The organism is Janthinobacterium sp. LS2A (assembly GCF_036543145.1).
Lineage (GTDB): Bacteria > Pseudomonadota > Gammaproteobacteria > Burkholderiales > Burkholderiaceae_D > Janthinobacterium > Janthinobacterium aestuarii.
In genome coordinates, this window is record NZ_JAZHPB010000020.1 from 1 (window position 1) to 3,861 (window position 3,861).

Genomic DNA, 3,861 nt, shown 5'->3' on the forward strand with positions numbered 1-3,861 from the left:
AAAAAACCCCTTCCGGTGATCCGGTTGGGGTTTTTTTACGTCTGGCGGTTTGTCGCGGCGCACCCGATTCGTGCATGGTGTGGTGCAGAAAGTCAGGCACTGCTCAAAAACTATGCAGAAATGGGAGCTTTGCAGATCGTATGCAGGCTTTGTATGCAGGCACGGAAACTGCTCAAGGATTATGGCGCGCTGTTCATCACGGGATAGCTCGCTCCATCCCACCTTGAGGAGTTGTCCATGAACCGTCGTTCGATCCTGTTGTCGCTGATTTTGTCCGCTACCGCACTTGCCGCACCGCTGACCCATGCCGAGGCGCTCGACGATATTCTCAAGGCCAAGGTCTTGCGCGTGGCCGTGCCCCAGGATTTCCCGCCTTTCGGATCGGTCGGCCCCGACATGAAACCCGTTGGCTACGACATTGACGTGGCCGCAATGCTGGCCAAAGGCCTTGGCGTCAAGCTGGAATTGGTGCCTGTGACCAGCGCCAATCGCATTCCTTACCTCAATACCAAAAAAGTCGACCTGGTTATTTCCAGTCTCGGTAAAAACCCGGAGCGTGAAAAAGTCATCGATTTCAGCGCAGCGTATGCGCCGTTCTTCAGCGGCGTATTCGGTGGTGCGGATCAGACGATCAGCAAGGCCGAGCAACTGGCAGGTAAAACCGTGGGCGTCACCCGCGGCGCCGTGGAAGATCTTGAACTGAGCAAGATTGCGCCGGCCAATACCACCATCAAGCGTTTTGAAGATAATAACGCGACCATTTCTGCTTTCCTGTCCGGCCAGGTGCCCTTGATTGCCACTGGCAACGTGGTGGCTGGCGCAATTGTCGAAAAACAGCCTGCCAAAAAACTCGAATTCAAATTCTTTATCAAAAATTCTCCATGCTACGTCGGCATCAATAAAAGCGAACCGAAGTTACTGGCGCAAATCAATACCATCCTGGCCAAGTCGAAAGAAGACGGCAGCCTCAATACCATCGCCCAGAAATGGCTGAAAACAACGCGTCCTGTCACCGCCCTGCTGTAACGGGTCAAGCGCACCATGGCATACACTTTTGATTTCAGCAGTATCTGGGAATACCGCGAGTACCTGTACAACGGCGTGATCGGCACCTTGCGTTTGACACTCGTTGGCACCGTGCTCGGTGTCGCCATCGGTATTCTTGGCGCCATCTCGCGTGCCTGGAAACTGCCCGTGCTGTTCCCGGTCTACACCGTGTATGTGGAGCTGATCCGCAACACGCCGTTCATCGTGCAGCTATTTTTTGTTTTCTTTGGCTTGCCCAGCCTCGGCATTCATTTGAGCGAGTGGCAGGCGGCAACGATTGCGATGGTGCTCAACCTGGGTGCCTATAGCACCGAGATCATCCGCGCCGGCGTAGAGTCTGTGCCGAAAGGCCATATCGAGGCCGCTTCGGCGCTGGCGATGTCGCGCTTCCAGATTTTTCGCTGCGTGATCCTGCGCCAGGCCTTGCTCAAGATGTGGCCAGCCTTGTCGAGCCAGATCGTGATCGTGATGCTGGGATCGTCCGTGTGTTCGCAAATTTCGGCCGAAGAGCTGACTTTTGGCGCTGGCTTCATTACCTCGCGTAACTTCCGCTCCTTCGAAGTGTATTTCGTCGTCACCATCATGTACTTTTTGCTGGCGGTCGGCGTGCGCCGCGCGTTGGGCCTGTTTGGCCGCTACGTGCTTGCCAGGAGAGCGACATGAGCGATTTTTCCCTGTGGGACATCATTCGCAACTTGCTGCTGGCGGGGCGTTGGACGGTATTGCTGTCCTTGATCGCCTTTGTTTGCGGTGGCCTGGTCGGTATCGCCATCCTGATGATGCGCACCTCGAGCGCGCGGCTGCTGCGCCAGTTTGCCGTGATATACATCGAGCTGTTCCAGGGCACGCCGCTGCTGATGCAATTGTTCCTGCTGTTCTTTGGCCTGTCGCTGACCGGCATGCAAGTGTCGCCCTGGCTGGCCGCCAGCGTGGCCCTGACCTTGTTTACTAGCGCCTACCTGGCGGAAATCTGGCGCGGTTGCGTCGAGGCGATTCCCCGTGGCCAGTGGGAAGCGTCTGCCAGCACGGCAATGACATATATGGAACAGATGCGCCACGTGATCTTGCCGCAGGCGTTGCGCATCGCCGTTGCACCGACGGTCGGATTTTCCGTGCAGGTCGTGAAAGCGACGGCGGTCACGTCCATTATTGGTTTTGTTGAGCTGACCAAGGCCGGCTCGATGATCAGCAACGCCACGTTTGCGCCCTTCACCGTGTATGGCCTGATCGCCCTGATGTATTTTTGCCTGTGTTTCCCGCTTTCGCTGTATGCCCGCCGCCTGGAAAGGAAAATCAATGTCTCTCGTTAGCATCAATGGATTGCACAAGCGCTTTGGTACGCATCATGTCCTCAAGGGCATCGACTTGCGCGTCAAGGAAGGCCAAGTGACGGCAGTGATCGGACGCAGTGGTTCGGGCAAGAGTACCTTGCTGCGCTCGATCAATGGACTGGAAAGTTTCGATGAAGGCTCGCTCGACGTCGATGGCGTGAGGGTCACCGTCGGCCAGACCGATTTGCGCCAGTTGCGCCTGAAAGTCGGCATGGTGTTTCAGCAGTTCAATCTGTATCCGCATCTGACGGCCGGACAGAATGTGATGCTGGCACCGACGGTGGTCAAAAAAATCGGCAAGCAGCAAGCAGAGGCGCTTGCGCGCGATGCGCTGGCAAAAGTCGGCCTTGCCGATCGCTTTGAATCGTTTCCAGACCAACTTTCGGGCGGCCAGCAGCAGCGTGTGGCAATCGCCCGGGCGCTGGCGATGCAGCCGAAAATACTGTTGTGCGATGAAATCACCTCGGCGCTCGACCCGGAACTGGTGAACGAAGTGCTGGCCGTGGTGCGCAAGCTGGCCGAGGATGGCATGACCTTGATCATGGTCACGCATGAAATGCGCTTCGCACGTGAGGTGGGCGATCAACTGGTCTTCATGCACCAGGGAAAAATCCATGAGCAAGGTGATCCGAAGGCGCTGTTTGCCGCGCCGTCAACGCCGGAACTGGCCAGTTTCATCAGTTCGGTTTCCTGATCGTTTTTGCCAAAGCCAGATCCCGCATGCTTGACCCCACCACACCAGCTGTTACCAACTCGTCCGAGGAGATCGCTGCGGATATTGCGGCGGCGATTATCGAACGCCGCTTGCCCTCTGGCACCAAGCTCAAGGAAGAGGCCCTGGCCCGCGTGTATTCGGTCAGTCGTACCAAGATCCGTGCGGCCTTGCTGATGCTGTCGAAGGATGAGCTCATCGAGATCGTTCCGGAAAAGGGCGCTTGTGTGTGCAAGCTCAGTGAACGCGAGGCGCGCGAAATATTTGCCGTGCGCCGCACGCTCGAGGCCGGTCTTGCGCGTGATTTCGTGACCATCGCCAAGGCCGACGATTATCGCCGCATCGATGCCCACCTTGCGCTGGAACGCCAGGCCCTGTCACAAAACGATCTGCCGCTGCGCGCCAGGTTGCTGGGTGACTTTCACATCCTGCTGGCCGATATCGTTGGTAATCTGGTGTTGAAGGAAATCTTGCGCAAACTGACGGCGCGGACCTCGCTGATCGCCATGCACCAGCAGTCCAGCGAAGACGCCAGTTGCTCATCGGATGAGCATGCGCTGTTCATCGAGGCGGCCAAGGCTGGCAATGCCGACGTTGCGGTCGACATCATGCTGCATCATCTCGACCAGGTGCTCAAGGCGCTGCATGTTGATGCCCCGGAGTCTGTCGACAAGAAAGACCTGGTCAAAGCCCTGCTGGCCGCCTGAACAAAAACACCGATGGCGATTGAAAGCCCTTGCCAAGACTGGCGGGGCTTTGCTATAGTTCGCT

General features: G+C 57.1%; 6 protein-coding genes. All 6 read left to right on the plus strand.

Annotation, left to right across the window (positions count from 1 at the left end; genetic code table 11):
• Positions 1-207 (plus strand): hypothetical protein (locus tag V3C40_RS28170; RefSeq protein ID WP_331779153.1); only part of this gene is annotated, 207 nt, incomplete at its 5' end.
• 30 nt (positions 208-237) lie between these two features.
• Positions 238-1,026, plus strand: a complete 789-nt coding sequence (locus V3C40_RS28175; RefSeq protein ID WP_331779154.1) for a transporter substrate-binding domain-containing protein — start codon at positions 238-240, stop codon at positions 1,024-1,026.
• A 15-nt stretch (positions 1,027-1,041) separates the two neighbouring features.
• Entirely contained in the window at positions 1,042-1,710 is a 669-nt protein-coding gene (locus V3C40_RS28180; RefSeq protein WP_331779155.1) for an amino acid ABC transporter permease, read from the plus strand.
• Positions 1,707-2,357, plus strand: a complete 651-nt coding sequence (locus tag V3C40_RS28185) for an amino acid ABC transporter permease (protein WP_331779156.1) — start codon at positions 1,707-1,709, stop codon at positions 2,355-2,357. Before V3C40_RS28180 ends, V3C40_RS28185 begins: the two co-directional genes overlap by 4 nt.
• Positions 2,344-3,072, plus strand: coding sequence for an amino acid ABC transporter ATP-binding protein (locus V3C40_RS28190; protein WP_331779157.1), 729 nt, complete (start codon positions 2,344-2,346; stop codon positions 3,070-3,072). Before V3C40_RS28185 ends, V3C40_RS28190 begins: the two co-directional genes overlap by 14 nt.
• A 26-nt stretch (positions 3,073-3,098) precedes the next feature.
• Complete coding sequence (locus tag V3C40_RS28195; RefSeq protein ID WP_331779158.1) at positions 3,099-3,797, plus strand: GntR family transcriptional regulator; 699 nt, start codon at positions 3,099-3,101, stop codon at positions 3,795-3,797.
• The last annotated feature ends 64 nt before the right edge of the window (positions 3,798-3,861 follow it).

What these genes read in the sequence shown, in the direction of transcription:
- V3C40_RS28185 (WP_331779156.1), top strand. Translation starts at nt 1,707, where the DNA reads ATGAGCGATTTTTCCCTGTGGGACATCATTCGCAACTTGCTGCTGGCG.
- V3C40_RS28180 (WP_331779155.1), top strand. Translation starts at nt 1,042, where the DNA reads ATGGCATACACTTTTGATTTCAGCAGTATCTGGGAATACCGCGAGTAC.
- V3C40_RS28190 (WP_331779157.1), top strand. Translation starts at nt 2,344, where the DNA reads ATGTCTCTCGTTAGCATCAATGGATTGCACAAGCGCTTTGGTACGCAT.
- V3C40_RS28175 (WP_331779154.1), top strand. Translation starts at nt 238, where the DNA reads ATGAACCGTCGTTCGATCCTGTTGTCGCTGATTTTGTCCGCTACCGCA.
- V3C40_RS28195 (WP_331779158.1), top strand. Translation starts at nt 3,099, where the DNA reads ATGCTTGACCCCACCACACCAGCTGTTACCAACTCGTCCGAGGAGATC.